Annotated in this window: 2 protein-coding genes and 1 riboswitch; both genes read right to left on the bottom strand. The window is 63.2% G+C overall.

The features are described from left to right. Positions 1–593: ABC transporter permease (locus EN939_RS33425; RefSeq protein ID WP_164751482.1), on the bottom strand; the 593-nt coding region annotated here is incomplete at its 3' end. A 94-nt stretch (positions 594–687) separates the two neighbouring features. Beyond that, complete coding sequence (locus EN939_RS33430) at positions 688–1296, bottom strand: YkoF family thiamine/hydroxymethylpyrimidine-binding protein (RefSeq protein ID WP_127271736.1); 609 nt, start codon at positions 1294–1296, stop codon at positions 688–690. After that, positions 1287–1400: riboswitch (TPP riboswitch) on the bottom strand. (Overlaps the previous gene by 10 nt.) Positions 1401–1594: the final 194 nt, after the last annotated feature.

Below are 1594 nucleotides of genomic sequence, written 5' to 3' on the forward strand. Positions count from 1 at the left end.
TAGATGCCCAGCCCCTTCGCGGCCCCCGCATATTCGGCGAAGATCGCGCCGACCACGGCGTAGGTGATGGAGATCCTCAAACCAGCGAAGAAATAGGGCAGCGCCGAAGGCAGCCGTGCCAGCACGAAGATGCGCCAGCGCCCTGCCCCCATGGCGCGCAGCATTTGCCCGATCTCGGCCTCGGTCGACTCATAACCCTCGACCAATGCAACCAGCATCGGAAAGAAGGTAACCAGCGCCACCAGCATGATCTTGGGCGCCAGCCCGAAGCCGAACCAGAGCACCACCAGCGGCGCGATCGCCACCAGCGGCAAGGTCTGGCTGACGATTAAGACAGGAAACAGCGCACGCCGCAGCGGCTGGAAGAAGTCGACCAGCATCGACAGCACGAAGGCAGCGCTGAGCGAACAGGCAAAGCCGAGCAGCGTGGCGCCGATGGTCGGAATGGCGTTGTCGGCCAGCGCCTGGCGATTGAGCAGCGCTTGCTCGAAAACGCGCGACGGCGCCGGCAGTGTCGTCGGCCTGATGCCGGAATAGGTGGCATAAAGCTCCCACGCCAGCAGGAGCAAACCGACCGAGATCATGGCCGGCATTGCCTTGACAAGAAGGCTCGCGATCGGGCGCGAAGCGACTGATGATGTGGCCACGGGAGACAACCTTTGACGGCAGCGCGAAAGCGCGGCTGGTTCAGACAGCCGACGGGCTGTTGGCCGAGACCGTGACGTCGAGGGTTACGTGGCCGGCGCCTGGTCCGAAGCGGCAGAAGGCCTCGTCCAGCGCCGAAAAGATCGCACCGGCATCACCGCGCAGTTTCGTGCAGAAATGCTTGGAACGCTCATAGACGCCGGACTGCTTGAGAAAATCGATGCAGCCGTAGATCTCGTCCATGTGGTCGTCGGTGCCCATCACATAGAGCGAGAACTGCGCCGCCGCCGGCTGGCCGGTGGCAGCAGCATTGCGCACCGCCGCAATGGCCGCATCCTTGCGCGGGCCGAGTGGCCCGACAGGCCCGCCAAGTGCATCGGAGCGGCAGATCGGGTCATCCGGCTCGCCAGGGCACCCGCGCGAGATGGCGGCCGACAACACGCAATGTTTGCCGCTGCGTGCCGCCGCCACGAAGAGGTCGCGCATGGCGGGAAACAGCACTTCGGGCGGCCCGACCAGCAAGGTCGAGATGTCGTCGGTCTCGATCCTGAGCTTGTCGCGCCAGGGATCGAGCGCACCGAGCGCGCCAAGAATGACACCGACGAATTCGTCGGTCATGGGGTATAGGGAAATCTGTGCGCCTGAAAACATCGCCCGCCTCGCTCCGCTGGTATTACCCAGATCAGCTTCTAGGGTCTGTGGGCTTGCCGCCCCCGTCTCAGCCCCGACCGTACGGAGCACCCCTGTGGATGTGCGCCTTAAAGCATCATTCGAGTTCAAGGGAAAGCCGTTTTTTCAGAGCACTGCGCCAAAAGCATTGCGCCAGTCACGGTGCGCCTGAGCGGAATTTTGTCGGGAACCTTCGCCGCCGCGACCGGTTGTCCCCACAGTCGCAACGCGATCACTTTCGTAGAAAACAAGCGACGACTTCACAGAAATGGAGACAAAC

Source organism: Mesorhizobium sp. M7A.F.Ca.CA.002.05.1.1, from assembly GCF_003998335.1.
In the GTDB taxonomy this organism is placed as follows: domain Bacteria; phylum Pseudomonadota; class Alphaproteobacteria; order Rhizobiales; family Rhizobiaceae; genus Mesorhizobium.